This is a genomic window from Vagococcus sp. WN80Y, assembly GCF_059621045.1.
On the sequence record NZ_JCAQHY010000080.1, the window covers coordinates 1 to 3,775 of the forward strand.

The 3,775-nt window shown below is 40.3% G+C and carries 4 protein-coding genes; 3 read left to right on the forward strand and 1 reads right to left on the reverse strand.

The window, feature by feature from the left end; translation table 11 throughout:
- Positions 1–46 precede the first annotated feature (46 nt).
- The 3 genes from AC5KOD_RS02960 (at position 47) to AC5KOD_RS02970 (ending at position 814) form a co-directional block, all read left to right on the forward strand.
- Positions 47–319, forward strand: coding sequence for a transposase (locus tag AC5KOD_RS02960; protein WP_496913048.1), 273 nt, complete (start codon positions 47–49; stop codon positions 317–319).
- An 88-nt stretch (positions 320–407) separates the two neighbouring features.
- Entirely contained in the window at positions 408–539 is a 132-nt protein-coding gene (locus tag AC5KOD_RS02965) for a hypothetical protein (protein WP_496913049.1), read from the forward strand.
- A gap of 152 nt (positions 540–691) precedes the next feature.
- Positions 692–814, forward strand: a complete 123-nt coding sequence (locus AC5KOD_RS02970) for a hypothetical protein (protein WP_496913050.1) — start codon at positions 692–694, stop codon at positions 812–814.
- 1,694 nt (positions 815–2,508) lie between these two features.
- Here the strand turns inward: AC5KOD_RS02970 and AC5KOD_RS02975 are convergent.
- Positions 2,509–3,702 (reverse strand): amidohydrolase, encoded by a 1,194-nt coding sequence (locus AC5KOD_RS02975; RefSeq protein ID WP_496913051.1) that lies wholly within the window; start codon positions 3,700–3,702, stop codon positions 2,509–2,511.
- Between the last annotated feature and the right edge of the window lie 73 nt (positions 3,703–3,775).

Consider the following 3,775-nt stretch of genomic DNA (forward strand, 5'->3'; position numbering starts at 1 on the left):
TTGTCCAAAGGACAAATGTAAGCAATGTCCGTAAAAAAATAAAGGAATGTGCCAGAAAGTAATAAAAATTAAACAAAAAACAGACATCAGAAAATACTCAATTCCAGCTCGCGGTAGTAACAAATGGAAAAACCTTTACAAACTAAGAAGCTCGGTTGAACGAGTAAATGGGTATTTGAAATTATATTATCAATTAATGTCTGTCAGGTATAACGGCGGCAAAGCAGCAAAACCCCACTTGAGTATTATCCAGTTAGCTTATAATTCTGTAAGATTTGCGGTAGAAAGATTATCTCTCAAACTGAAATTAGTCGCTTAAAAAAAAATCACATAACTAAAATCGAGAAAGTTTATTCTCAAATAAAATATGAATTATGAAATTGATTAAGTTGGAAAAGGAGAGTTTTATGAATCGTTTGTTTAAATTAACCGAAAATGGCACGACAGTTAAAACTGAAATAGTTTCTGGGATTCCAGCCAATCAGGTCTATCCACTATTATTTCAGCTGTCATCGCTTCTGGTTGGATGGACCTCGTAGCTAATTACCCTATTGCAATCGCACCAGGACTAGCCTAAATGCTTACTTCGTCTCAGTTGTAGCGTCTGGTGTCGACTATAAAACAGCTTTTTCATCTGTTTTTATCCCACTTTTTTTGCGTTTTAGAGTACACAAAAATAGCGGTCCTTGATATGATTAAAGTGACAAAATCCAATCAGAAAGGAGCACTATTTATGTATCAAAATTATAACATGGATCAAGTTGTTTTAACACTAGACTTAGAGGTTAAAATTCCAGAAATGGATGTCCTGTAAGTGTGAGCAATCCAGCTTAATCACCTCTTGGTTCTTCTTCATTAACCTGAGTCATTCGGCGTGTTAGGTCAACTGATGCCAGATTTCCTCATTCATTAAATAACATAAGTTAACGGTTGAATCCCCTAATCCCCATCAACTCACCCTTTCATTTTCATCAACCGGACGAGCTGCCTATAGTGTCCTCAGCTTCTTATCTATCCAATCTACTTCCTCCCCTTTTGAGAGCTAACTTACCCTATTTTTGTTAAATTACCTCAAAAAGAGGCTCTATTTAATCACAATCCCCCCTCACAAAGGATTGCGACTAAATAAAGCGGGTAAAATAACTACTTTAGAGTAAGTTAGCTCCGTAAACGACCTGTTACCAAATGGACAGCTGTTAAGCAACTGTGATATAACTAATAGATAACATGCATTTGATCCAGGCGAGCGTGTCAAAAAGACCGATACGAGTGACAAAAGTACTCATACAGCTACTAGCCACACCTTACTGCTCTCTGATTACGAGGAAACCTCATGCATCACTAATGCACTAGTCGTTCTCTTTCACTCGACAGAATAGACTTACTAATGAATCAAACGCTAAATAACAGACAAAACAAGGACGTTTACTTGTTTCTTTTTTAAAGCTAATTAAATTAATAACAGCTCACTCATTCATAGACGATCACATGTCCGTCAAATACGGACATAGCTTAAACAGCTAAATAAGCTACTTTTCAACACCAATGAAACCGATAAAATCAACCTTTCGCAATAAGCAATAAATAGATAAGACATCAGTCCTCAACGTGATGTCCGCATTTTACGGATGTGAACCAATCGAGAGTTTTCTATTTAATAACACAAGGCCAATTTTCAACTAACCTTCATGCTAAATTAGGCTGAATAACACGATTGATTCAAACTGAAAGTAACATGTCCGTCAAACACGGACATAGCTTAAACAGCTAAATAGTCTGTTTTTCAGTACCAATGAAACCGATAAAATCAGCCTTTCGCAATAAATAGATAAGGCATCACGCCTCAACATGATGTCCACCTTTTACGGATGTGGACCCATCGAAAAAAATCTATTGAATAACACAAGCACTAATTTCAACTAACCTTCATGCTAAATTAAACTAAATAACAACATTAACTCGAACTAAAACCAACATGTCCGTCAAACATGGACATACTTTAAACAGAGAAATAATCAACTATTAAGCACCAGTAAAAACGATAGAATCAACCTTTTTAAATAAATGGATAGGACATCAAGTCCCAATATGATGTCCGCCTTTTACGGATGTGAACCCATCGAAAAAAATCTATTGAATAACACCAACACCATTTTCAACTAAGCATTGTGCCAAATTAGGCTAAATAACAAGATTAACTCGGACTAAAAGCAACTTGTCCGTCAAACACGGACGTCGCTTAAACAGCAAATTAATCTACTTTCCATCCTCAGAGAAACCAATAGAATCAGCCTTTCCCAATAAGTAGATAGAACGTCAAGCCTCAACTAGATGTCCGTCTTTTACGGACGTGAACCAATCGAGATTTTTTCATTTAATAACATGCTTTCTGCTTTCATCGTAAGAATAGTCTTCCTCTCATTAAACTTTAAAGATAGCTCGCGTTAGACCAACTAACCTCTTGCCACCTCGAGCGACTTCCCCTGATCGCTCACGTTTCGTCTTCCCTTACTCCGTTAAAAAATTAAGCGCAAACTTCACCGTAGCACCTAAGCTATACGCCAAGGCATCCTCATCTAAATCAAAGTAATCATTATGATGCTCGGCCCCACTCCCTACCTCTGGGTTGCCAATCCCTACAAAGGCAAAGACACTTGGGGCGACTTTGGCGTAGTGAGAAAAAGACTCTGAGGCATACCACTGAATCCCCTCGACTAGCTTGTCTGGATACAAATCATTGACCCCATGTCGCGCAATTTCTGCGAGTAAGGGATCATTTAAAACAGGAATCGTGGCAAAGCGCATGTTGTCTAAATAACGAATGGTGCACTTATGAGCGGCGGCTGTTTTTTCTGCGACTTCCTTTAAGACAGCCATCGCTTTATGACCTTCTGCCACATCAAAGTACCGTAAGCTTCCCCCAATATAAGCCGTATCAGGAATGACATTATTAGCACTGCCGGCATGAAATTGGGTTAAACCAAGGGTCACGGTCTTGCTGACATCCAATTGATTGGCCCACGCACTCGTCAAGCCAGTCAAGATGTTCGCAGCGGCGAAAATAGGGTTGATGGATAAATCAGGACGGGAGCCATGACCAGAGCGACCGACCACTTCAAAATCAATCACCGCTGCCCCGGCCATTCGCGGGCCACCATCGAGACAAATCTGCCCCGTTGGCATAAAGGCTGTCAAATGGGTGCCATAAATCGCATCAATCCCTAAGGGTTGAAGACTCTCAATCATAGCCACAATCCCTGAACCTATTTCTTCGCCTTCTTCAAACAAGAACACAATCCGTCCTGATAGCTCATCCTTAAGGTCAACTAATAAACGCATGGCAGCGAGTAAGACCGCCATATGGCCATCATGGCCACACATGTGAGACACGCCCTCCACTTCAGAGAGCCACTTCCGTGGCCCTTTTAAATTAGTGGGCTGTTCCAAAATAGGTAAGGCATCAATGTCCGTTCGTAAGGCCACTGTTTTTCCTTCCCGCTTCGTGTCCAAGATGGCATAAAAGCCCGTTTCTGGAACGTCAGTGATTGGTAAGCCTAATTTGGTGACTTCTGCTTTTAAAAATTCGCGAGTCTGCCATTCATTGGATGAGACTTCGGGGTGTTGATGTAAATAGCCTCTGGTTTCGCGCATATAAGGATCGAGTTCGGCTATTTTTTTGGTTAAATCGTCAGTATTAATCATGGGGTAGCTCCTTTACTTTTTTGGCTAGGCGTTCAAGAGCGGCAGTTAAGACAGCGGTGGTACAAGCCAAGCT

Excerpts from the sequence above, each read along its gene's own strand:
- AC5KOD_RS02975 (WP_496913051.1), bottom strand. The coding sequence starts at position 3,702 with ATGATTAATACTGACGATTTAACCAAAAAAATAGCCGAACTCGATCCT.
- AC5KOD_RS02960 (WP_496913048.1), top strand. The coding sequence starts at position 47 with ATGTGCCAGAAAGTAATAAAAATTAAACAAAAAACAGACATCAGAAAA.
- AC5KOD_RS02970 (WP_496913050.1), top strand. The coding sequence starts at position 692 with ATGATTAAAGTGACAAAATCCAATCAGAAAGGAGCACTATTTATGTAT.
- AC5KOD_RS02965 (WP_496913049.1), top strand. The coding sequence starts at position 408 with ATGAATCGTTTGTTTAAATTAACCGAAAATGGCACGACAGTTAAAACT.